This window comes from Fulvivirga sp. AWR4_260 (assembly GCF_056158185.1).
Map to the genome: position 1 here is coordinate 1,964,756 of NZ_JBSWSU010000015.1, position 25,511 is coordinate 1,990,266.

A 25,511-nucleotide genomic window follows, 5' to 3' on the forward strand; every position below is an offset into this window, starting at 1 on the left:
TATAGTGAGCTTTTTTTGTGCCTTATTTTGTATTATTGGCTTTTGTGTTTTAGATTCGGATGAAGATTTAATTAACATTAAGCCTTATTTTTTAGCCTGTTAGCGTATGTTGAAAGCCTTATTTTTAGCCTTGAATGTAAGACCTGGAGAAGAGAAACAGGTTTTGCTATTATTAGGTAAAGGTTTTTTTATGGGGGTGTTTTTGGCTACTTATCAAATAAGTGCAGAAACACTTTTCCTTAATAGGCTCGAAATGTATCTAAAAGAAGCCATTATGGTTTCTGGTTTTTTAGGTATAGTTATTACAGCTTTATTTGCTCACCTACAAACCCGTGTTTCATTTGGTAAGTTGGCATTGGGTAACTTACTGGGGATTTTTCTTTTTACAGCAGTCATATTTTTAAGTTTTAAAATGACTGACCATACATGGCAAGATTATCTCATATTTCTAATGTTTTGTATGGTAGGACCAACGCTTGCTTTATCACTGTTAGGTTTTTGGGGTGTTTTTGGTAGATTATTTGATTTACGTCAATCCAAAAGAATAATAGGAGGTATAGATATAGGGCAGTTGTCAGCTTCTATAGTTACTTCATTTTCAATACCATTATTAGAACCATTTATTCCTGATACGTCTAATTACTTAATTATAAGTGGATCTAGCGTTTTAGTTTCGTTTATATTTTTACTCATTATTACTCGAAAGTATGACCTTTCAAAGGCCGAACAAAGTAAGATGCCTTTAAAGGAACGAGAGACAGGAGTTCGTCATTTGGTAAAGGACAAATATGTGAGGTTGCTGTCTACGTTTCTGCTCTTTTCTATGGTTGCATTTACATTAGTGCAGTATAGTTTTCAAAATGTGGTGGCTCAGCAATACCCTGATGAGAACGAGTTAAGGAATTTTTTGGCCATTTTTAATGGCTCCATTCTTGTATTGAGTCTTTTGCTACAAACCTTTGTAAATGACCGAATTATTGGAGAGTATGGTCTGAAGGTGTCTCTTTTAATACTTCCTATAATACTTTCTGTATTTACAGTAGGAGCTATAATTGTAGGAACAGTCTTCGGTTTTATTTACACAGTAGAGAATCAGTTTGTTTGGTTTTTTCTTTTTATAGCTTTAAGTCGATTATTTAATTATTCTTTACGAGACTCACTAGAGAATCCAACTTTTAAACTCTACTTCATGCCGTTGGATAATCGTATTCGTTTTGATATACAAACTAAGGTAGAAGGAGTAGTTAACGAAGCCTCAAGGTTTGCCGGAGGGGTTTTTATATTAGGACTTTCGCTATTATCCTTTTTTGAATTAATACACTACTCGTACGCGTTGATGGCCATATTACTGGGCTACTTTATTATTATTGGCAAGTTGTATGTAGAGTATAGAAACAAGATACGGTTAAAACTTCAGGATCAGCAAAACTCATTGGATGAGATGGCGCTGAGCCTATCAGAAAAACTGCACAATAAACTTATCAGTAGTCTTTCTCATGAAAGCATGCAGAAGGTGGTGTTTTCTTTTAAATTATTAGAGAAAACCGAGCCTCAAAATGTACCTAAGTATATAAATAACTTAATGAAGCATAAGGCTGCAGAAATTAGGACTTTTGCTCAGAATAAAATGAATGAAATGAAGGGGTTGGCGCTTTCAGATAGGTACGTTTTCAATATGAATGAGACCGATCAGGTGAAAGATGGCAAACAGGTAGTGAGCGGAACAGATATACTTGAGTTATTAGAATCAGGAGACGTAACTAAAAAACGTTTGAGTAAACTGTGTAAGTCAGAAAACGCTGAAGACAGACAATATGCTACTGAGCTTTTAAATAATAGCAGTGATGCTGAGAATACCTCTTTTCTGATAGAGCTACTTCATGACGTAGATCTGCGGGTAAGGAATAATGCCATCAAAACAGCGCAAAAGAAATTTAATAACGAAGTGCTTAATGCGCTAATTGAAAACCTTAATTACGCCACCTTCAGTATTCAGGCTGCAAATACATTGACAGTAATTGGAGAAGGAGCTTTACCCGTTTTAGATGGAGCATTTTATAAGAGTGGGCAGAGTAACCAAGTAATGCTTCGTATTATTCAGATTATAGGTAGGATCGGAGGAGAGCAAGCCAAAGAGTTGCTCTGGCGAAAAATAGATTATCCTGATAAGGTGATTGTATCACAGGTGCTGTTGGCCTTAGGTATTAGTGACTTTAAAGCTAGTATCGTTCAAATTCCACGTATTAAATATGCCATTGAGTCTGACATAGAAGACATAGCTTGGAATATTGGCGCCATTATAGACGTAGACTCAGAGAGTTTTGGACGTGAGATAAAACGAGCTCTCGAAGAAGAAATTCAATATGATATTAAGCATATTTACATGCTATTATCCATGCTCTACGATAGTAAGTCTATTCAATTAGTAAAAGAAAATATTGACAGTAAAACTAATGAAGGAGTTTCTTATGCAATTGAGTTGTTGGACATATTCCTGTCTGAAGATCTAAAACAACGTATCATTCCGGTTTTAGATGATATTACCTATTTTGAAAAAGCTAAAAAGCTGGAGTTATATTATCCCAGAGAAAAGCTGGACAGTAGGCTGGTTTTGAAATTTTTGTTGAACAGAGATTTTTCCCAAACCAATAGATGGACAAAATCATGTATTATCTACCAAATTGGGTTGATAAAAGTCTCAGAATTTACGTTTGATCTTATTGCTAATTTGTTTAATCCAGATGAACTGATCAGGGAGATTTCCGCTTGGTCTCTTTACCAGATCAGTCCTGCGCTATATGCTGAAAATGTAATCCGATTAAATCCCCATGATAAACGCGAACTAGATGAACTTATACTTTCATTTGATAAGCGTAGAGTGAAATGGAAATCTCTCAAATTTGAAAAAATATTATTTTTAAAAAGCATCTCTGTATTCAATGGAATTTATGGCATTACGCTAGCTAGTGTGGCCGATATTATAGAGGAAGTACTTATCAAAGAGGGTGAAACATTTACGATTGATGATCAATACAATAATAATTTTTATATAGTATTTAAAGGATCAATTAATTTATACATCAACGGTGAAATAAAGGGCGATACAAAAGCTGGGGAATTTATTGGTGAAATGGTAAACTCTGAAAAAAGCGTTAGATCTAACCTAATCATAGCCATTTCTGATACTGTTCTTTTTAAGATAAGAAAGGATAATTTTTATGAATTGCTAGCGGACAATGTTGATTTAGCACATAAAATGATTGAATATGCATAGTGTTGGTCACGCCTTTTTTTGTTTTTTAGGTTTAATAAGTTTATTTTAAGCCTTTTAAGCTAATTTCTTTACTCTACTGTTCTATATAAATTTTTTTACTGCAGTTAACGAATGCTAAATTACGATACTAAGCTTGAGGATCACGATGGTAAGTTGGGTAGCAATAGCATTCAAGGAGACTTGGTTTTTACTAACCCATTTCCAGGATTAAGGCCTTTCGGACTTAATGAATCACATCTATATTTTGGAAGAGAAAATCAGGTTGACGAAATACTCGTTAAGCTTGCTTCTAATCATTTTGTTACTGTAATAGGTTATTCTGGTAGTGGTAAATCATCATTAATATACTGCGGTCTTATACCTTCTTTATATGGAGGCTTTATGCCTGGTAAAGCTTCAGCTTGGAATGTGATAATTGCCAGGCCAGGCATGAGTCCATTAAAAAATTTGGCTCAGGCTATATTTAATGTTACTAATACTGATGACCATATTACTAAGTCAGAAGAAAAATTAAATATATCTATAATTAGCTCAATGCTAAAGGGCGATACAGAGTCCTTAATAACGCTTACTGAAACTATTAAAAATAGATCTAAGCAAAATACACTCATATTTATAGATCAGTTTGAAGAGCTATTCCGATATATGAGTGAAGGGGGTGAGCAGGCGGAAGAGGAGGCTAAAATTTATGTTACGTTGCTTTTAGAAGCCTGTAGAAATACCAATGTAGATGCATATGTATCTATTTCTATGCGTTCTGATTTTGTTGGTCAGTGTTCTGCATTTCCCGGCCTTACTCAAATGATAAACCAAAGTAATTACTTGGTGCCTCAGATGAGTAGAGAACAAAAGCGATTGGCCATAGAAGGTCCTATAGCTGTAGGAGGAGGAGAGATATCGAATCGTTTGACCAAAAGATTATTAAATGAAATAGGTGATAATCAGGATCAGTTGCCCATTCTTCAACATGCTCTTATGCGTACTTGGGATTACTGGGTGCAAACAAGGGAAGAAAATGAACCGATTGACATTAGGCATTACAATGCTATAGGAAGAATTTCCCAAGCCTTATCCCAGCATGCCGATGAAGCTTATGATACGTTATCACCAACGGAGAAAAGCATTGCAGAGGTTTTGTTTAAGAGTCTTACCGAAAAGATAAATGATAATTTTGGTATTAGGAGAGCTGTAAAACTGGGGTTGGTAGTAGAGTTAACTGGAGCTCACTTTAATGAAGTAGTGGAGGTAGTAGAGAAATTTAGAAAACCGGGGCGTTCATTTTTGATGCCTCCCTCGCACGTAGATTTGAGTGAAGATTCCATTATAGAAATATCGCACGAAAGTCTCATGCGAATCTGGACCCGTTTAAAGGCATGGGTAGATGAAGAGCATGAGTCTGCACAGATGTATAGAAGACTTTCTGAGGCTGCAGCCATGTATCAAGTGGGGAAAACAGGTTTGTGGCGTCCCCCTGACTTGCAATTGGCTTTAAATTGGCAAGGCAAGCAGTTGCCTACAAGAGCCTGGGCGCAAAGGTATGATGAGGCTTTTGAACGTGCTATTGTTTTTCTTGATACTAGTAGGATAACGTATGAAGCAGAGCAGCGTAATCAGGATATGCTTCAGAAGAAGTTGTTGAAGCGAACCAGAATGGTGGCTGTCTTTTTTGCTTGTGCGGCTGTAGTGTCTATTTTTCTTTTTGTATTTGGTATTACCAGAAATATTGAGGCCAATAAGCAAAGAGATTTGGCCATGTTTAGCGAAAAAGAGGCCAGTATACAGAGAGATATTGCTATTGCTAATGAAAAAGAAGCTAACGACCTGAGGCTAGAAGCTACTAAGCAGGCTTTGTTTGCAAGAAAAGCTGAAGAGCGAGTTAGAAGAGCACTTTATGAGGCTGAAGAGCAGCGAAATTACGCTCAGGAACAATTTGAGATAGCACAACAACAAAAGAAAATAGCCGAAAGTGAGCGGCATATGGCTCAGGACTCGAGGCAGAAAGCTGAGTTGGAGTTTCAGAGGGCGGAGACGAATTATACTAGGGCTCAGAAGTTGTTATACTTGTCCATAGCACAATCAATGGCTGTAAAATCACTGAGTATAGAAGAAAACAACTTAAAGGGGTTGTTGGCTCAGCAGGCATTTATTTTTAATAAAGAATATGGAGGGAGGATTTATGACCCTTATATCTACAATGGTTTATATTCTGCTCTTAAGCAAATTAATGGAAAGACTTATAATGCTATCAGTGGTCTGCAGCGTAATTCTATAAAATCTGTAGTTTTTAAGCATGGAGACAATACATTCTTCAGCACAGGTAGTGAGGGTAAAATTGTAGAGTCAGCGTTGTTTTCACAAGCGGGTACGCATGTTATAAATTCTCATCCATTTCCAAACAGGGTGCTGGCCATTAGCCCTGATGACCATTATTTGATTAGTGGAAGTGACTCTGTGAAGGTTAATGTATTTAACCTAAAATCTCCAGAAAAATTAATGCAAATTGACGGGCATTTGAGTTTTATCAATGATTTTGTCTTCATCAGTGATGCTACTTTTATTTCAGCAAGCAATGATGCTACACTTAGATTAAACTCGATTAAAACTTTGAGTAGTGAAGAATTCTTAACATTAGACGAGCCAGTGTTGGTTATGAGTCTAGCAAAGGAACGTAATAAGTTGGCTGTTGGTACGCGAAGTGGAAAAGTACTATTAATAGACTTAGTTTCTAAGAAGATAAGAACCATTGCGGAGGCAGATAATGATCCGGTTCATGCTATTAATTTCAATCCGAAAAATGGCAATTTGGCTGTTGGAAAGGAGAGCGGTGTTATTAGAATATTGAAAGCAGAGTCATATACAGCCCTGCGGGAGTTCAGTGTAAATAAAGCCAGAATAACGGCATTAGAATTTGATAAAACAGGAGAATTACTGGCATCGTCTAGTTTAGATAAATCAATACATTTGTGGGTAACATCTAAGTTTGATGAATTGCCCATTGATATGGCAGGTAATGAGGTATATGTATGGGATGTGAAATTTAACCCTTCAGGAGAATACCTGATAGCAGCCTGTGCAAATGGTAACTTACGCATTTGGCCAACCAAGCCGAGCATTTTAGCAGGGCAGATGTGTGAAGCCTTAGGAAGAAACATGACAGATGATGAATGGATAAAATATGTTGGGCATGATATACCTATTGAAACAACTTGTATAGAAAATTTATTAAAGGGGTATTAATGAGTAAGATTTCATATATACTTATTTGTACATTAATGATTTGCTCAGCGCATGTCATGGCTCAGTCATGCACTGAGACTTTAACCACCGTAAGGACTGAATTTGAAGCGGGGCATTTCTATAATTTACCTACCTTGGCCTATCCTTGTTTAGAAAGCGGTTTTAATAGAGATCAAAAGCGAGAAGTTTATTGGCTATTGGTACAAGCCTACTTATATACGGATAGACCTCAGCAGGCTGAAGATAGTTATTTGCAATTACTGAAACTGGATCCGGGTTTTCAGATCGATAAAGAAAATGATCCCATTGATGTTATTTACTTAAGTGAAAAATTCATTACTGATCCCATATTTACACTGCATGCCAGAGCCGGTGTTAACAATACATATATAAATGCATTTAATGATTATGGTGTAGATAATGCTCAGACTAATGATGAATCTTATAGATCTAAGTTAGGTTTTCAATTTGGGCTTGGAGGTGAGTACAATATTAGCAATAAATGGAGTTTAGGAGCAGAATTAGTATTTCATTTTAGAAAATTCATTTATAGTAATGTTATTTTTAACATTGATTATCAAGATCTTGAAGAGCATCAAACTTCTTTATCCTTGCCACTTTATGTGAAATATACTTTAAATGTTAAGAGATTTTCTCCATACGCTTTATTGGGCATTGAGGTAGATAGGTTGATCACCAGTATGGGAAAGATGAAATTAGTGGATAGAGAGGGAGATTTTTCTGAGTTTTCTGTTACTGGACCTGAGTTTAGTCTGGGCGATCAACGGAAAGATTGGAGAAGTAATTTGCTTTTAGGGCTGGGGAGTACATACAAAATTGGATACAATTATCTCTTTGTAGATGTAAGATACTCCTTGGGTCTTAGTAATCAAATAAGGCAAAGTAGCCAGTATACTAATGATATTTTGTTGTATAAATATGCCTATGTAGATGATGATAAGCTCATGAATAATGTAGCTATTTCTATAGGCATAATAAAGCCTCTCTATAAGCCAAGACGAATAGGAGAGAACGAAGGCTTTTTGAAAAATTTACTAGGCATTAAATGATCAAGTATAATTTAATTATTACAGTCTTTTTGACCTTATGGCTATTTGCATGTGAAAATAGTGATGAGCACTTTGAAGACTATTTTGTAAAATACTATGGTGGCGAGGGAAGTCAACAAGGTGTGGCTCTTGAAGTGACTGAGAATGGATTTTATTGCTTGGGAAATACTATTGTAGAGGATGTATCTCATTTATTTTTGTTGAGGTCAGACCTAAAGGGTAATCAACTCTGGGAGAAGACTCTAGAAGGCACCGAAACCATGACTTCAGTGGATTTTTCAGTAGATGCAGAAGGGCTTATTACAGTGGTAGCCAACTATATTAATAATGGTCAGTCAGATATCATTATTTACCGGTTAGATGCTCAAGCCAATAAACTAGATAGCCTTGTTTACGGTAGTACAGCATTTTCTGAATCTGCAGTGAGTCTGACACCTTTGGATAATGGTGATTTTATTATAATGGGTTCTTCTACCGAGGTAGACACGAATAAACCCGGCTATAATGCTGATACCGATAAGTCTGATATCTTTTCCATTAAAATCACAAATAATTTAGAATTATACCCTTCAGCGGATTGGCGTAAAATTTATGGTTTTCCGGGAGTAGATCAGGGAGTGAAGATTATAGAGCGAAATGCAACATCTTTTTGGTTTTATGGCACTACAGATAGGCCGGCTAATGCCAATACAGAGCTAAAAAATAATAACAGCTTTTTGTTCGCTGCATCGCAGGGAGGATTACCTCTTTCTAACCCTGTTTTGAGGTTGTTTGGTACGGCTAATCAAGATGAGGCAAATGATGTTATCATGACGCAAAGCGGTGATGTGGTATTATTGGGAACCAATGTAAATGGTACCAGTTCGCATTTGTTTTTTACTAGGCTATTAAGCAATGGTGTGCAAATAACTTCTAAAGTTATATTAGATAATAGAAATTTAGGAGGGGTTAAATTAGCAGAAGGAAATGATGGTAATTTTATTGTACTAGCCGAATCTGCATCTGCCGACTCTAATTTAGTGTTGCTAAAGGTGGATGGTGAAGGTAATGACAGATGGATACAGAATTTTGGAGGGCTGGAGGCTGATGTAGCTGCTGATATTCAGGTGTTAGAAGACGGTTCCATAATGGTGCTCGGTACTATCAATCTCCAAAGTCAAACCAAAATACTATTGGCAAAAGTGACACCTTCCGGAGAGTTAAAGTATTGATTAATAATATATGAGGTGCATCGTATATATGATTAAAATTTGTTATATTTTGAAGTTTAACTTCGGATTCTATAAATGAACCTTCGTGTTTCAACCATATTTTTTGTGAAGCTATCTTTACTGCTTATTTTTCTAATACCTATCATGGCTTATGGTCAGTGCGGTTTTTACGGATTGAATTCAAGCTATTGTTCTTCTGATGCAGATGTTGAGCTCAGCGAGTTTGGTAGTGGAGGGTATTTTTCTGGTGCAGGTGTAAGTGGCAACATGTTTAGTCCTTCGGCCGCAGGTGCAGGAAGTTTTCAGATAAATTATTATAATACTAACTATTATTCCATTGATCAAACGGGCAGTTTTAGTTGGGACAATACAACAGCTGGCTGGAATTCGGTAATATATGGAGGTGGATTATTACAGGACACTGATGATCAACTCTCTTCAGCTGTTAATTTAGGTTTCCCATTCTCATTTTTTGGCAATACATTTTCAGAAATATATGTGTCATCAAATGGTAGCATATCTTTTAACAATTACGTAGAAGGGGCATATCAAGACCTGAGTATTCCTTCTAATGATTTGCCAAATAATTTAATTGCGATGGTCAGGAGTAACCTTGACCCAAGTGCGACTTTAAGCGATAAAATCCAATACAAGACTACAGGCATAGCTCCCAATAGGGTATTTGTGCTCAGTTATGATAATGTACAACGTTATGGATCAATATTAACTGTTTCTGTACAGTTAAAATTATATGAAAACAGTAATTTAATTGAGATTCATACTTCTCAAAATAGTTCAATTACTGAAAAAAGTACTCAAGGTATCGAAAATTCTGATGCCAGCAATTCTTATGTAGTGTCTGGTAGAAATAATCAACAATGGTCTGCATCAAATGATTATGTAGCCTTTGTACCATGTGCAACATCAAAAATGGTAACGGTATACGAACAACCTTCTGCTGTGGCGGGTGTAGATGATGAGGTTTGTGATTTAGTATTTAGTTTAAATGCAACCTCAAGTGCAGGTACGGGCAGTTGGGCCTTGCAAAACAGTTCTACCGGTGGAACTGCGAGCTTTTCAAATAATACTAATGCCATTACTGATGTGACAGTATCTAAATATGGCGACTATGTTTTTAGGTGGACAGAAACCAACGGTATATGCAGCGATTATAATGATGTAGAAATAAGATTTAAAGAAACACCTACTGCTAATATTAACGAATCGAGCACTAATATCAATGTATGTGGGCAACAGTATAATATCAATGCAATCCAGAGTGTAGCGGGTAGTTCTGCCGCATGGAGTGTGATAAGTGCTAATGCAGCTGATGTATCGTTTACTAATTCATCTAGCTTTATTACTTCACTTACTAGCGCTGCTTATGATACATATTCTCTTTCGTTTACAGAAACAAATGCTTCATGTGATGATACGGATAATATAACCATTACTTTTAATGAGGTTCCTGCGCCTAACGCAGGCACGGATATAGAGGCATGTGGTTTGGCTACCACTTTGAGTGCCCTGCCCAGTGTGGGTTCAGGGATTTGGACTCAGGTCAGCAGTACATCAGGAGGAGTAAGTAGCTTTAGTGCCTCATCATCAGCTACTACTGATGTAGCAGTAAGTAGTTATGGTACGTATGTTTACCGGTTCACAGAAAGCAATGCGGGCTGTACTGCTTATGATGAAGTGTCGGTAACTTATTATAACCCAACTACGGCCGATGCGGGTAATTCATCAGTAGAAGTTTGTGATTTACAATATCAATTATCAGGTCTGCAAAGTCAGCCAGGTAGTTTAGCTTCATGGTCAGTGGTGGCAGGTGATGCTGCTGATATTACTTTTAACAATGCTAATTTGTTTAATGCCATAGTATCTTCAACTCAACAAGGTATTTATACATTGAGGCTTACAGAAACTAATGGCTCATGTGTTAGCTATGATGATATTGAAGTTACCTTTAGAGTGCAGCCTGAAGTTGAAGCAGGTGCAGATGCAGAGGTATGTGGATATGGAAGGTTTTCTCCATATTTATTGAAAGGCGTAATTGATAATGGTACAGGCCTATGGAGCCAAATTGATGGACCTGGAGTTAGTTCATTTGCAGATCCATCAGAAAGCATAACCGATGTAGATGTAAACTTACCTGGAGTATATACCTTCCAGTTAATGGTTGAGAATGGAGGATGCACAGCTAGCGATGAGGTGGTTATAGATTTTCAAGAAGAGCCAATGGCAAATGCAGGGGCGGCTAGTTTGGAGGTATGTGGCCTTATGGGGGCACTCTCAGGTGTACAAAGTGTGGCAGGGAGCACTGTAAGTTGGTCTGTCTCCTCTGGTAATGCGGCAGATATAATATTTAGTAATCAAAATACTTTTAACCCACAGGTTAGAAGCACCTCTTACGGTACTTATACTTTTACAATTACCGAAACTAATGGCAGCTGTTCATCTACAGATGATATTATTGTAGATTTTTTACAAGTACCATCGGCTAATGCAGGTGCTGATGGAGCTACTTGCGGCTTAACCTTTTTGTTGAGGGCCATGCGTAGTGTTTCCGGCTCTACTGGAACTTGGTCTAAAGTTGCTGGCATTGGTAATGTAACATTTAGCGACCCTAATGCTCCGGTTACTACAGTTGAAGTGGTCGGTTATGATAATTATGTGTTTCGCTGGACAGAGACTAATGGTAGCTGCTCTGATGCAGATGAGCTTAGCGTGAATTTCACCAACCCACCAGTGGTGGATAATTTAAGTGGCAATAGAAGAATTTATTGTGAAGGAGATATGATTTCTTTGACAGGACAAATAGGAGGAGGAGCTACTTATGGATATTGGTCTTTAATATCAGGGGGTAGTGGAACCATGAGTAGTAGCTCTTTGGAAGATGGAAATGTTATTAATGCCTCATATATTCCTGCTGAAGGGGAAAATGGTAGTTTAACTTTTAGGTTAACCACTAATGATTCAGACCTAGCAGGGCCGTGTATGCCAGATTATGAAGATATTGTGATTACTGTAAATCCAGCAGCATTAGTTGATGCAGGTAGTGATATTGAAGTTTGTGAGGGAGATGAAATAATATTGAATGGTACTTTAGAGGGATCAACCTCAAGTGTAACATGGAGTGGTGGTGAGGGTAATTTCAGTGATGTAAATAATCCTAATAGTGCATACATTCCATCTAATAATGAAATATTAAGAGGGAAGGCAATGTTGGTATTAACCACTAATGATCCGGATGGCGCAGGACCGTGTGGCATAACATCAGATGAGGTGGTAATTACTATTCATGAATTACCAGAAGTTCAATTAGCCAATCTTAATTCGGTGTATGCCGAAAATGATGATGCGGTAGAGCTAAAAGGTTATCCATCTACCAACGGCACGTATGATTATAGTGGGCCAGGTGTTAGCAATGGTTTTTTCTATCCTAGTAATGCAAATGTAGGGAATGGTGTTCCTAATAATATAGTCTATAGGTATACCAATAATTTTGGATGTACTAATAGCGATACGGTAGAAGTTATAGTAAATCCAGCCACTGATATCAACTTTGGAATCAGTTCTACCGGCAGCTGGGAGCCTGTGTGTTCTGAGAGCGGCCTTATACGACTTTATGGTATACCTTCAGTAGCATCAGGAATGGATGGAACAACTTTTACCTGTATAGAAAAAGCAGAGGTAATAGCTCAAGTGGGAGGCTATTATTATATAGAAACATCTGATTTATCTTCCGGAAATTATACCATCAGGTATACCTATGTTAATTCCGATATGGTTACTAATGTACAGGAAAAAACACTAAAAGTACTTGCGGCACCATTAGCAGATATATTAGTAGAAAATTCATGTATTGAAGATTCAATAGCTTTCACGGACAATTCATCTGTAGCAACTACACCTTTTCAAACTGACATTGATGGCTGGAGTTGGGATTTTGATGATGGTAATGGGAGTAATGAGACAGACCCAAAGCACTATTATGATGCTTCAGGAATATATACCGTGTCGCTTGAGGTAAAAACTGATCAGGGATGTAGGGGTGTGGCCACCCAAGTGGTGAGGGTGGGTGAAGTGCCCGAAGTTGATTTTGGTTGGTCTGCCATATGTAATGGGGAGGCGACTGAATTCTTAGATCGATCTGATCCTGGAGATATTAGCTCCATTGATACCTACAGGTGGGAGTTTGGTGATGGGCAGGAGGTGAGCGGATCAGCTGGAGAGCAAATACCATCCGGCACACATGGAGATAATACTTTTGGATCCTTTGAAAACCCCTCTCATGAGTACGAAACCATAGGAAGTTATACTGTAAGGTTAACCGTAAGTACTAATGATGGATGTGAAAGCAATATAGAGCAGGATATTTTTATTCTACCATTTAATACACTTACCCCAGTTAGTGATTCTGCATATTTTGAAGATTTCGAACAAAATAGCGGTGGTTGGGCTGCCAGTAGCACTGATGATAAAAGTGATGCAATATCTTGGATATATGGTGAGCCAAATGGTAGTGTTATTAAAGATGAAGGCAATAATGCATGGTGGACAGGAGGTAATAATGGTAGGTATTATCAAGATGAAGATTCTTATTTAAATGGGCCGTGTTTGGACCTTTCTAACTTAGACAGACCTATGATTAGCATGGATATTTGGGTTAACTCTAAAGAAGGGATAGATGGTGCGGTACTACAATATTCATCTAATGGTGGTATTTCTTGGATTAATATAGGTGACCTTAATGAAGGTATCAACTGGTATAATTACCAAGGTATAACTAGTAGTCCTGGAGATTCAGGCGAAAATAACGCTACAGCAGATTTTAATATTGGCGATAAAGGTTGGACAGGAGATACTGAAAGTTGGGTAAAAGCAGGTTTTAGTTTAGACAAAATACCATCGGACGAAAGAGATTTCATAAGGCTACGATTTGCTTTTTCTAGTAACGCTTCGCCATTAGATTCTTCAAATGGTTTCGCTTTTGATAACATCTATATAGGAGAAAAATCTAGGAAAGTATTATTAGAGCATTTTGTGGATAGCCACATCAATATCAGTAATCAATCTGTGGAATATTTAAAGACTTTGGCTAATCAATCCGAGGCTGATCCTAATGATTTTGTTAGAATTGAATATCACATCAATGATTCGGGATTAGATCCTTTAAATGCTGATAATGATGGAGATCCAAGTAGTAGATCATTATTTTATGGAGTGTCTCAGGCGCCACAAGCAGTTTTGGACGGGAATCAGTTCAATGGAAATCCATTCGATATTAATATAGATTTAATTGATAAAAGAGCCTTGATCCCTTCAGTGTTTGACATATCAATTACCCCACTTTCTACAGGTATTAATAATTTATCAGCACAATTAACCATACAGGCAACTCAATCTCTTGATGCCGATGTTATCGTAAATTTAGCAGTGGTAGAGAAAGAAGTGTTAAGTGAAGGTAATTCTTATTATAATGTTTTGAAGAAATTAGTTTTTGGAGGTGAAGGTAAGGTCCTTAATGTAGATTGGACTAATGGCACTTCTCAAACTCTTACAGGATCATTTGACATTAATGTACCTATTTATAATCCTGACGATTTATATTTTATAGCTTTCGTTCAAGATGTTATAACCAGAGAAGTGTACGCCACTGCTGTTACTGAAGCACCAAGGAAAGAATCGGGCACTGTCACAGGAGTGAGTACTAAAGGCGGTAAAATGAAAGATATAAGTATTTACCCTAACCCTACCACGGGCGAGGTATATTTAAAGAAAAATACTAGTCCCCTTAGTTCTGGTCTCTGGAAAGTAATTAGCCAGACTGGGGTAGAATTGCAAGAGGGTGTGCTGGATTTTCATGATGGTATCCAAAAGATTGATTTAGGGAGTTTATCTCCGGGCATCTATTATATTATTATATCTTCGGGTAATAGCGGAGTCGCATACCATAAAATCACCATATTAGGGGCTCAATAAAAAAGCAGGGCAATTAATACCCTGCTATAATAAACAACAACCTACACCTAAACTAAAACTAATTAATCCACTCTTTTATCTTTATAGCCAAATCATAGGCTTCATCTTCATTTAAAATTGACGTTTGCTGTACCTTCTGAGAGTCCAGATATGCTTTGAGGTTAATTTCACGTAAACCGTTTTTATAAATATCTGGTAGTTGCAAATCAGAATCGTGTATTAAAATTGTTGGATTAAGATTGGAATACAATGTGGTTTCATCCATAGAGAAGAAGTTAAAAACTTTTCTATGAAGAATTTTTTCCAATACAAGAGCTAAAAATGTAGAATCGTATCTACTTGAATTGATTAAAAATAGTGTTTCGTTTCCATGCTCCATAACCTTCAAATCTGTTCTGTGTAAGGTTATTCCAATTGCATGCCATTTGCTAAAATGCTAATTATCGGCTAATTACGTTGATTTAGCGAAAATAACAATTCCCATAGTGGGATTCAGTACCAATTTGGAGACTTAATCTAGTTCTTGTTCAATGGTTTTTTGTAGTTCTTTGTATGCTTTTTGGCATGTTTCTGCCAGTGTATTAACGAGTGAAGGGATCTTGTCTGTGTTCTGATTTTCTTTGCCGTAAGTCTCTATTTTTTTGATAAGTTCTTTCAGACTTTCGATACCCATAAAGGTAAATGAAGGCTTTATTTTATGTGCTAATGAACCTACTTTATGCCAATCGGCTTTGTTGATCCACTTTTGCATTTCATTGATGGCCTGCGGGGTATTTTCAAGAAAAGTTTCTATCATGTCTTTTATAAAGACTTTATCATTGTTGCAGACGTTTCTTAAGTAGGTGAGGTCGGTAAATTTAGCCGGTAATGTTTTTTGTTGGTTTTTTAGATTTAAAGCGTCAACTCTCTTCGCAAAATTGTTTATCACCTTGAATAAATCTTCTGGTTGAAAAGGTTTAGGAAGGTAGTCATTCATTCCTATTTGAATGCACTTTTCATTATCGCCTTTAATGGCATTGGCAGTAAGCGCAATAATAGGGATGTTACGTTTATTCTCAGGCAGAGTGCTTCTGATACTTTTGGTAGCTTCGTATCCATCCATAATTGGCATTTGAATATCCATTAGCACAATGTCATACCAATTGCTTCGTAGTTTCTCTAAAGCTATATACCCATTTTCAGCACTGTCTATATCACATTCCCATTTTTTTAATATGTTGTGTGCATATAGTCTGTTGATGTCATTGTCTTCAACCAATAATATTTTTAATCCATTAAAAGAGTGTTTTGGGGTGGCTTTAGTGGTAGATGGCTGCACTAAATCCTCTACCTTACCCGAAATATATGGAATAGTAAAAATGAAAGAAGTGCCTTTGTTTTCTTTACTTTCAACTCTTATAATACCGCTTTGTAACTCTACTAATTGCTTTACAATAGATAAGCCTAAGCCAGTGCCGCCATACCTTCTGGTTACACTTTCATCGGCTTGAGTGAAGCTTTCAAATATATGGTGAATTTTCTCTTGTGGTATGCCTACACCAGTGTCTTCAACAATAAACTGTATATGACGTTTTTTACCCTCTGTTTTTATGAGTGAAACCTTAATGTTGATTTCTCCAATATGAGTAAATTTCACTGCATTACTGATCAGGTTAATCAATATCTGATTCAGCCTTACCGGGTCCCCTAATAATATAGAGTCGGCCTCCTTAGTAATAGAATAGTTAAGGTCTATACCCTTTTCCTGAGATTGAAACAGAAAGGTGTCTACCACTGCCTTTAGCTGATACTTGATGTTAAATCCAATCTTTTCAAACTTTAGCTTGCCAGATTCTATTACTGATAAGTCTAATATATCGTTGATAATAACTTTTAAATTATCAGCTGAGTTTTTGATGGCACCAAGGTATTTAATTCTATCCTCTTCACTGGTTGCCTCAAAAAGAAGATTGACCATACCAGCGATGCCATTGATAGGGGTGCGTATCTCGTGGCTCATATTGGCAAGAAACTGTTCCTTTGCCTTTTGTGCTCGTAATAGCTCCTCAGCATCTTTTTTTCGCTGAGTAATATCACGGCAGTCCAATATTAAGCCTTCTATTCCTTCCTTATGTTTTAGGTTAATGGAGTTAAACTCTAAGTACTTATAAGAGCCATCTTTGCATAGAAACCTGAATTCTACATTTTCATCATATGGCTTTTTTATGCTGTTTTTAAATTTTTGTTTAAAAACTTCTCGGCTCTCTGGCTCTACATATTCGAAGAATTTTTTTCCTAAAAGGCTGTCGGGTGCATGCCCTAAGGTCTCTTCCACAGAAGGGTTGTGATAAAGGATGGTACCTTTATAATCTACAATAACAATTATATCTGACCCATCTTCTACAACCGCTTTGTAGAAGGCACCTTTGTTAACATACTGTTTTAAATTCTCCATCAATTATAAAGCGTACTGATCTATAAAGCTTCTTCTTCCATTTCCTTCAAGTATCGGTATATGGTAGATTTACCTATGTCTAGTTTTTGCGCTACCTGAAGCACATTATTGTCATATTTGTCTAAGTAATAACGAATAATTTTAAAGGTATAGTCTTTAAGAGTCATTTCTTCAAACAAGAAATTGGTTTCTTTGCTTATACTATTAAAATTGATGTCTTCAGGGGCCACTTCATTATTGTTTGCCATTACAGCTGCCAACTCTATAATGGAACGGAGCTCCCGCACATTACCCGGAAAAGGATAATTTAATAATTTGTCTTGAGCTTCATTGGTTAACTGCAGTGTTGGGAGTCCATTTTCTTTTGAAAATGTCTTTAAAAAGTGTTTGGCTAAAATTATTACGTCTTTACCTCTGTCTCTTAAAGGAGGTAAATGTACTGGTAAACCCAATAGTCTATAATACAAATCTTCCCTGAAATTACCTTTCTTCACTTCTTCGGCCAGATCACGGTGCGTAGCCACTATTAGGCGTATGTCTAACTTTATAACCTCATTACCCCCAATTCTGGTGACTTCTCTTTCCTGAATTACTCTTAGTAACTTGGCTTGTAGACTAAGGTCCATTTCACCTATTTCATCCAGAAATATAGTGCCTCCTTCAGCTTCTTCAAATTTACCGATACGCCTGGTGTTGGCTCCGGTAAATGCACCTTTCTCATGACCAAAAAGTTCGCTTTCCATTAACTCACTAGGAATAGCAGCAATGTTAACTGCAACAAATTGCTTCTTTTTACGCTTCGAATTGTAATGAATGGCCTTGGCTACTAGTTCTTTACCAGTACCTGTTTCGCCTGTAATAGATACTGTAATATTTGTAGATACGGCTTTTTCTAATAATGAAAATACCTTTTTTAAGGGGCCACTATTGCCTATAATGCTTTTGCCAAATTCGTACTTTTCGGATATTTCTTGTTTAAGATGATCTATCTCCTTAATGAGAGAAACATTTTGCCGCGCATTATTGATGGTATTGAGCAGCCTGTTTTTAGTATCTTCATCTTTAGTTATATAATCATATGCTCCTAGCTTTAATAGTTCTACGGCTGTACCTATTTTCTCTTGAGCAGAAATGATAACCACATGAATATTAGAATCATGTCCCTTAATTTCTTTCAGTACTTTTTCACCAGGCATATCTGGAAGTGTATAATCCAGCGTTATAATGTCAGGCTTTAGGTACAAGTTTTCGAGACATTCTTTACCCGTTTCGAAGCTAGTTACCTCAAAATCAGGGTTTAATCCAAGAACATATTGTAAAAATTTAGTATAAGCAGGATCATCCTCCACAATGAATATTTTCATCGGTTCCTGTTCGTACATATAGTTATTTGGTTAGTTTCTTATAAAATCTAATATAAGTAAATTATTGCAAAGAAAACTCACCATCTCAAATCAGATGATTTTTTACAATACTTATTTATTAACACTTATTAATTGGTTACTTTCAGGCTAAGGTATTGAATATATTTTTGATTAATAATTAGGATTTATTGGGAAATGGAAGATTTTAAAACCAACCCATAGTCGAAACGTTACTTATATTAAAGAGATTAATTTTTAAAAGCAGATGGCCATTGAGCATTTGCTCAATGGCGTTTTTTAAAATATTTGTTTAAAATAAATTGGCTTAACTATGATGAAAGAATTTAAAGATCTAACTCCTGAAGAAGAAGAATTAATGTTGAAAGTGCCTTTGTTGGTTTCGATATTAATTGCAGGAGCAGATGATGAAATTGATAAATCTGAAATAAAAGAGGCAGTAAACCTTAGTAAAATCAAAACAAATAAGGCAAGGGTAGACTTGTTAGATTATTTTCAAATAGTAGGAGAGGACTTTGAGGATAAAATGAAAGTAATGATCCAAAAACTGCCAGTGCATGCAGAGCAAAGAAATCCTTTGATTATTGAAGAGCTTACTAAAGTAAATGACATATTACCTAAGCTTGATAAGCATTTTGCATTGGAGTTTTATGAAAGCATTAAAGATATGGCGAAGAAGATTGCCGAATCGTCAGGCGGTTTATTAGGTTATATGGCAGTCGGTTATGAAGAGTCTAAGTTAATAGGTCTGAATATGATTAAAGACCCTATAATATATCACCAGGCCTAGTAGAATGACAAAAAATGGTCGTACAATCTTGGGGAGTGCTATTGTGCCCCTAAGATTTTTATGCATAATGTGGGTGGTGTTTACGCTCGATTTCCTTTACGGGTATAGCTTAAGTGTTTTTGGGGTAAAACCTAGAACTATTGAAGGCCTTATAGGAATTGCAACAGCTCCCATGCTACATGGTAGCTTTTTGCACATTATGTCCAATACATTTCCCCTTTTGTTTTTAGGCATAGTATTATTTTACTACTACCATCGTATTGCTTATAGGGTGTTTTTAAGCTGTTATTTTTTTACTAATATTTTGGTGTGGATATTTGCCAGAGAAGCTAATCATATTGGCGCCAGCGGTTTAATTTACGGCATTGCCTCTTTCCTAATGTTTTACGGTTTCTTTAAAAGAGATTTTAAATCAATATTTATATCAGTGGTGGTGATATTTATTTATGGAGGTATGTTTTATGGGTTATTGCCTAGTAATCCTAATGTGAGTTTTGAATCACACATAGCTGGGGCAATAGTTGGTTTATTAACCGCTAATAATTTTAAAAATACTAAGGCATAAAAAAAGGAAGTTCTTAAGAACTTCCTTTTTTTATTTATGCAGTGCAACCTAAATTAAGGTTGTACTTTGATTTCAATTGAAATTTTTGACGTGTATTCTTTGTCTGTAATCGAAACAACTTTAATTAACCCTTTTTTACCATAATCATCAACAAATGCAATTACATCGTCTACAGCTAAACCTTTAATTGTTTCATTGTCAGATGATGATATGCTAATTGAATTTAGGTCGCTTGATTTAGAGGCAGACGCAAAATCTACATCAACTTCCTTGAAATAGAAGTGATTTAATTCATCTTGAGGAGTACCAGTTAATGTAGCAATGCCTACCAATGGAGTTTCGTCATTATTATCATTATCGAATAATTCAGGATAAGTAGAGGTGGAAGCAAAGCTGTGTTTATCACTGCTTAACCAGTAATAACCGAAATCCCAATAAGCAGCATATTCAGTTCCTTCACTAATTTTGTATTTTTTACCGTTAAAGACTGAGATAAAAGTTTCAGAACTACCATCAGCAAGAGGAGCTGCCAAAATAGTAGTACTGTAAGTAGCTAAATCAGCTGTTCCGTTATTACCACCATAGTTTAAAGTGATTTTACCAGGACCTGCTGATAATCTTTGCTCTTGATCTCTGTAGTCACCTCTACCGCTAGTAGCCCAGAAAGTATAAACTACAGTACCGCTACCTTCACTAGGTACAGGTAAATCAAATGCAAAAGTGAATTCTTCTGAGTACTTAGAGCTAATATCGATAGAACCATCTCCTTTGGCATCAATTTCTACTGAATCAGCTAAGTAATCTTCTAATTTGAAGATTTCATCACCAGTACCATTGATATTTCTTAAAATATAAAGTCTTCTCATGCTTTTGTCAGAAGAAACGAAATGTACAGCCACTTCTATTTCTCCTTCGTTACCACTTACACTTACTGAAGGATCATTAGATTCATTATCCATTACCTCTAGTATAGGAGTGTTCTCATCGATGGGGTCAGTTGGAGTAATCTCATCGTTGTCATCACAACTTGTTAAAAATGCACTTCCTGCAATTGCAGAAAATAGTAAGAATCGTTTGAACGTTTTCTTCATAGTCTAATTGTTTATAAATTTTAGTTGATAAAATTCTTTCAGCATAAATTGTTCCAAACTTAATGCGTATTTACAAGACAACGTAACCCACCAAAAAGTTGGGTCAAAAAGTATATAATTTTAAAATTATCAATAAACATTGATCCTATACAATTTATTGCCCGGATATTTCTGAACGGGAAATTAGTCATTAAATTCTAATCTGCTAATTTTGTCTCGTTAATAATTTTTAAGTCTTTTTATGGCCATTACACCCGAAAGTATTCTTGCAGATTTGAAGGGCAAAAAGTATGCCCCAGTTTATTTTTTACAAGGAGAAGAGACCTATTATATTGATTTAATATCTGATTATATAGAAGATAATGCTTTAAATGAAACCGAAAAAGGTTTCAATCAGATGGTGCTGTATGGACGTGATGTGCAAATGAATGAGGTACTTACGAATGCTAAAAGATTTCCGATGATGTCGGAAAAGCAAGTAGTAATAGTAAAAGAGGCTCAGAATATAAGTGATATCAATAGGGAAGGTGGCCAGAAGATTTTAATAGACTATTTGAAAAATCCTGTGGGGTCTACTATTCTTGTTTTTAATTATAAAAATAAAACCTTAGACAAGAGAAAGGCGCTGGGTAAGCTTATAGAAAAGCATGCTGTGGTGCTCACTACTAAAAAGCTTTATGATAATCAGGTGCCAGCATGGGTTGATACTTATGTAAAGGGTAAAGGTTTTAAAATCAATCCGAAGGCCACACAGATGTTAGCGGAGTCTATCGGTAATGATTTGGAGCGACTTAGCAATGAGGTAGACAAAATTTTAATCAATTATAAAGAGCCTGTTCAAATAGATGAGAGCATTGTTCAGCGATATGTTGGTATCAGTAAAGACTATAATGTTTTTGAGCTTCAAAAGGCGCTAATTACCAAAAACGTGGTTAAGGCCAATCAAATTATTAATTATTTTGAAGCCAACTCCAAGAAAAATCCAATTATCCCTATTATAGCAGTGCTTTTCTCTTTTTATAGCAAGCTTTTAATGGCTATGCATACTTCTGATAAGTCAGAAAGAAACCTGGCCTCTGTACTTAAGGTAAGTCCATATTTTGTTAAGGACTATCTGATGGCATTGAGAAATTATTCGGTTACACAAATTGTGGATAATATTAACCACATTAAACAGGCTGACCTACACTCTAAAGGAGTGGGCAGTGCTTCAGTTAGTGAAGGACAAATACTTAAAGAGTTGGTTTACCGTTTATTACACTAGGAGAGTGTATTTCAACTATCATATTCGCCAATAAAAGATAGTTTTGGTGAGATTGATAACTTTTTATTTCCTATTCGTTATAGATATTAATTACCATAAAGTAATACATCGAAATTGATATATAAATATATGCGATTATACTACTGTATGCTACCCATGTTATTGTTATGTACTGTAGCAATGGGGCAAAATACATTATACCAAAATCAGGCTGAAGTTTACTATAGAGATGGGCTGGAGCTGTTGGATAAGTCAAACTATACTGCAGCCAGAGAGAGTTTTGAGAAATATGTGCAGGTGGCAGATGACAACATCAAGAAAAAAGACGCCCGTTATTACATAGCTTTTTGTGCTTTGAGTTTATATAATCCTGATGGGGAGAAACTGGTAGAGGATTTTATTGATAATAATCCTAATAACCCTAAGTCTATTACAGCATATTATGATTTAGGTAATTTTTATTTCAATCAGGGGAATCATAAAAAAGCTGTAGAATACCTCTCGAAGGTACGGCTATCAGCTTTGAATATGAAGCAAAGAAAAGAAACTCAATTTAAATTGGGCTATTCTCATTTTTCTCAAAGGGAGTTTAAAGAAGCATTGAGCTATTTTGACCTCCTCAAAAAAGATAATCCATATGCGGCTGCATCTAGCTACTACGCTGGTTATGTAGAGTTTGAGCAAGGGAAATACGATGCGGCTGTTACAGACTTAAGAAGAGCAGAGAAAAACGATGCCTATAAACCTGTAGTGCCGGGTATGATTGCCAATGTTTATTATAAGCAAAAGCGCTATGATGAATTAATTGAATATAGTAAGTCGATTTTGTCTAGTACCAATGTACAACAAACAGACTTTTACTTGCTTACTGCTGATGCTTATTTGAATAAGGAAAATTATAAAATGGCATCGGAGTATTACGATAAGTACACCGACAAAATTAAAAATCCGTCTGTAGATGTTAGGTACAGAATAGGTTACGCTAACTATAGAACGGGCAATAATGAAACGGCTATTAGTAATTTAAAGCAGTCAGCATCTGACAGAGATAGTATAGGTATTTACTCTTCTTACTATTTGGGTATTCTTTATTTAAAAGAGGGAAATAAGTTATATGCTCTCACAGCATTTGATAATTCGAGAAAGAATAATATCAGCAAAACATTGAAAGAGGAGGGAGCTTACCAGTATGGAAAGATCAATTTTGATTTAGATAGGTCTACAGAAGCTATTGAGACTTTTGAAGATTATATTCATACTTATCCTGAAAGTAAGCATATTGATGAGGTAAATGATATGTTATCTGAAGTGTACTTAAACTCTGATAATTATAATTTGGCCATTGAACATATAGAAAAAATGCGTAATGTGAATTACGCCATGAAAAAGGTATATCAAAAAGCCACTTTTCTAAAAGGAGCGGAGCAGTTCAATAAAGGTGATTATCGAGCATCTATTAATACCTTTCAAAAATCATTGAAGTACCCAATTGATGATGAATATACCTACAAAGCCAACTTATGGATAGCTGAAGCGTACTCAGTAGCACGTAAATATGATGAAGCTATGAAATATTATGGAGCTATTGTATATGATAGTAAGGGTAGAGCTTCATCTTCAGGGTTAAAAGCCCGATATGGTTTAGGCTACGCATTTTATAATACCAAAGATTACCCTAAGGCATTAGTCCAATTTAAAGAATATGTAAAAGCACTCGAATATAGCGATGATAAAGAGTATTATGATGATGCTTTACTAAGGTTGGCCGACTGTTATTATGTAACCAAGTCTTACAATAATGCACTTACTTATTATAGTAAAGCTATTCAATACAATAAGGCGGATAACGACTATGCCCACTTACAGGCGGGGATAGTTATGGGGTTAGAAAATAATGCCAAAGGTGCTGAAGGTGAGTATAATTATATTATTAACAACCAGCCTTCTTCCCGATACTACGATGATGCCTTGTTTCAAAGAGCTCAACTGAATTTTGAAAACGGCCATTTTGACAAAGCCGCAGTTCAGTTTGAAGAATTGATAAAAGAAAAACCAAGTAGCCAGTATGTGCCTTATGCATATATGAGAAGTGCTTCTTCTTATTATAATTTACAGGATTATGATAAATCAATCCATAATTACGAACAAATTCTTGAAAAATACCCTACGCATTCTATTGCATCAGAGGTACTACTACCACTGCAAGAAGTACTTAATATAAAAAGTAGGTCAGGCGAGTTTGATAAATATTTGGCGATGTACAAGAATGCCAACCCTGACGAGAAGGGTTTAGAGAAAGTAGAGTTTGAAACTGCTAAAAATCAATATTTCAACTTAGATTACAATAAAGCTATAACTTCATTTAGTAGTTATCTCAAGTCTTACCCTGATAATGCCCGAAGTGATGAGGCCAGGTACTATATGGCTGAATCATACTACAGATTGACAAAGTTTGATCAAGCATTAGACATTTATAATCAGCTATTATCAAAGAGCTCATTCAACCAGCTTAGTAGAGTGCTCAACAGAGTGGGCGAAATTGAATTTAGAAATGGAAGGTATGAAAACGCTAATTACTTCTACTATAAGTTAGAGCGAGAGGCCAATACCAAGAAGGAACAGTATTATGCATGGTCAGGACTTATGGAATCATATTATTTGTTAGGCAAATACGATTCTGTTACACACTATGCTCAGGTAATATTAGACAGAGGTAATGTTAATATCAGTTCTCAAAATAAAGCATCATTATATTTAGGTAAAGCAGCATACGCTAAGAAAGATTATGAAACTGCTAAAGATGAATTTATCAATACTTTAAATACTGCTAAGGATGAAAATGGAGCTGAAGCTCAGTATTTGTTAGGTAAAATATTCTATGAGACAAAAAGCTACCAGCAATCTATAGAAGCGCTTATTGAACTCAATAATAGTTTCAATGTGTATGAAAGCTGGGTAGGCAAGTCTTACCTTTTATTGGCTGATAACTATGTAGCTCTTGGCGATTATTTCCAAGCGAAGGGTACGCTTAATTCTATCATAGAGAACTTTCCTCTTGAGTCTGTAAAAAAAGAAGCTAAGCAGAAGCTGGATAGGGTCAATAAGCTAGATGCCGATAAAAAGGCAAAAGCTGAGCAGCCACAAGACAGTTTAACAGTAGACATGGAAGAGGTAGAAAACTAATTTATTGAAGTAGAGAAATTCCGAA

Annotated in this window: 13 protein-coding genes; 9 read left to right on the forward strand and 4 right to left on the reverse strand. The window is 36.0% G+C overall.

Annotated features, from left to right (window positions below; all coding sequences use genetic code 11):
• Positions 1-106 precede the first annotated feature (106 nt).
• The 5 genes from ACXACQ_RS14845 to ACXACQ_RS14865 all read left to right on the forward strand — a co-directional run bounded on the left by ACXACQ_RS14845 (position 107) and on the right by ACXACQ_RS14865 (position 14,777).
• On the forward strand, positions 107-3,274 hold the full coding sequence (locus ACXACQ_RS14845) for a cyclic nucleotide-binding domain-containing protein (protein ID WP_474976741.1): 3,168 nt from the start codon (positions 107-109) through the stop codon (positions 3,272-3,274).
• 111 nt (positions 3,275-3,385) lie between these two features.
• Positions 3,386-6,511, forward strand: a complete 3,126-nt coding sequence (locus ACXACQ_RS14850) for a WD40 repeat domain-containing protein (protein WP_474976742.1) — start codon at positions 3,386-3,388, stop codon at positions 6,509-6,511.
• A complete protein-coding gene (locus tag ACXACQ_RS14855) occupies positions 6,511-7,581 on the forward strand; it encodes a porin family protein (RefSeq protein WP_474976743.1) in 1,071 nt (356 codons plus the stop codon). The genes ACXACQ_RS14850 and ACXACQ_RS14855 overlap by 1 nt, the downstream gene beginning before the upstream one ends.
• Positions 7,578-8,792: a hypothetical protein gene (locus tag ACXACQ_RS14860; RefSeq protein WP_474976744.1), complete on the forward strand. Its 1,215-nt coding sequence runs from the start codon at positions 7,578-7,580 to the stop codon at positions 8,790-8,792. Before ACXACQ_RS14855 ends, ACXACQ_RS14860 begins: the two co-directional genes overlap by 4 nt.
• Positions 8,793-8,897: 105 nt before the next feature.
• On the forward strand, positions 8,898-14,777 hold the full coding sequence (locus tag ACXACQ_RS14865; protein ID WP_474976745.1) for a PKD domain-containing protein: 5,880 nt from the start codon (positions 8,898-8,900) through the stop codon (positions 14,775-14,777).
• A 58-nt stretch (positions 14,778-14,835) separates the two neighbouring features.
• On the opposite strand, the gene ACXACQ_RS14870 is transcribed toward ACXACQ_RS14865, so the two are convergent.
• The 3 genes from ACXACQ_RS14870 to ACXACQ_RS14880 all read right to left on the reverse strand — a co-directional run bounded on the left by ACXACQ_RS14870 (position 14,836) and on the right by ACXACQ_RS14880 (position 18,593).
• Entirely contained in the window at positions 14,836-15,165 is a 330-nt protein-coding gene (locus ACXACQ_RS14870) for a hypothetical protein (protein WP_474976746.1), read from the reverse strand.
• 123 nt (positions 15,166-15,288) lie between these two features.
• The gene (locus ACXACQ_RS14875) at positions 15,289-17,211 is read right to left on the reverse strand and encodes an ATP-binding protein (protein WP_474976747.1); all 1,923 of its coding nucleotides are present in this window, start codon (positions 17,209-17,211) and stop codon (positions 15,289-15,291) included.
• Positions 17,212-17,231: 20 nt separating this feature from the next.
• Positions 17,232-18,593 (reverse strand): sigma-54-dependent transcriptional regulator, encoded by a 1,362-nt coding sequence (locus tag ACXACQ_RS14880; protein WP_474976748.1) that lies wholly within the window; start codon positions 18,591-18,593, stop codon positions 17,232-17,234.
• 313 nt (positions 18,594-18,906) lie between these two features.
• Between ACXACQ_RS14880 and ACXACQ_RS14885 the strand changes: the two genes are divergently transcribed.
• Positions 18,907-19,383: a hypothetical protein gene (locus ACXACQ_RS14885; protein WP_474976749.1), complete on the forward strand. Its 477-nt coding sequence runs from the start codon at positions 18,907-18,909 to the stop codon at positions 19,381-19,383.
• Between the two features lie 4 nt (positions 19,384-19,387).
• A complete protein-coding gene (locus tag ACXACQ_RS14890) occupies positions 19,388-19,948 on the forward strand; it encodes a rhomboid family intramembrane serine protease (RefSeq protein WP_474976750.1) in 561 nt (186 codons plus the stop codon).
• Positions 19,949-20,001: 53 nt separating this feature from the next.
• Here ACXACQ_RS14890 and ACXACQ_RS14895 read toward each other — a convergent pair whose 3' ends face one another.
• Entirely contained in the window at positions 20,002-21,039 is a 1,038-nt protein-coding gene (locus tag ACXACQ_RS14895; RefSeq protein WP_474976751.1) for a hypothetical protein, read from the reverse strand.
• A 241-nt stretch (positions 21,040-21,280) separates the two neighbouring features.
• Here ACXACQ_RS14895 and holA point away from each other — a divergent pair, with 241 nt between their 5' ends.
• Both holA and ACXACQ_RS14905 read left to right on the forward strand, forming a co-directional pair.
• Positions 21,281-22,303, forward strand: a complete 1,023-nt coding sequence (gene holA, locus ACXACQ_RS14900) for a DNA polymerase III subunit delta (protein WP_474976752.1) — start codon at positions 21,281-21,283, stop codon at positions 22,301-22,303.
• Between the two features lie 156 nt (positions 22,304-22,459).
• The gene (locus ACXACQ_RS14905; RefSeq protein WP_474976753.1) at positions 22,460-25,486 is read left to right on the forward strand and encodes a tetratricopeptide repeat protein; all 3,027 of its coding nucleotides are present in this window, start codon (positions 22,460-22,462) and stop codon (positions 25,484-25,486) included.
• Positions 25,487-25,511: the final 25 nt, after the last annotated feature.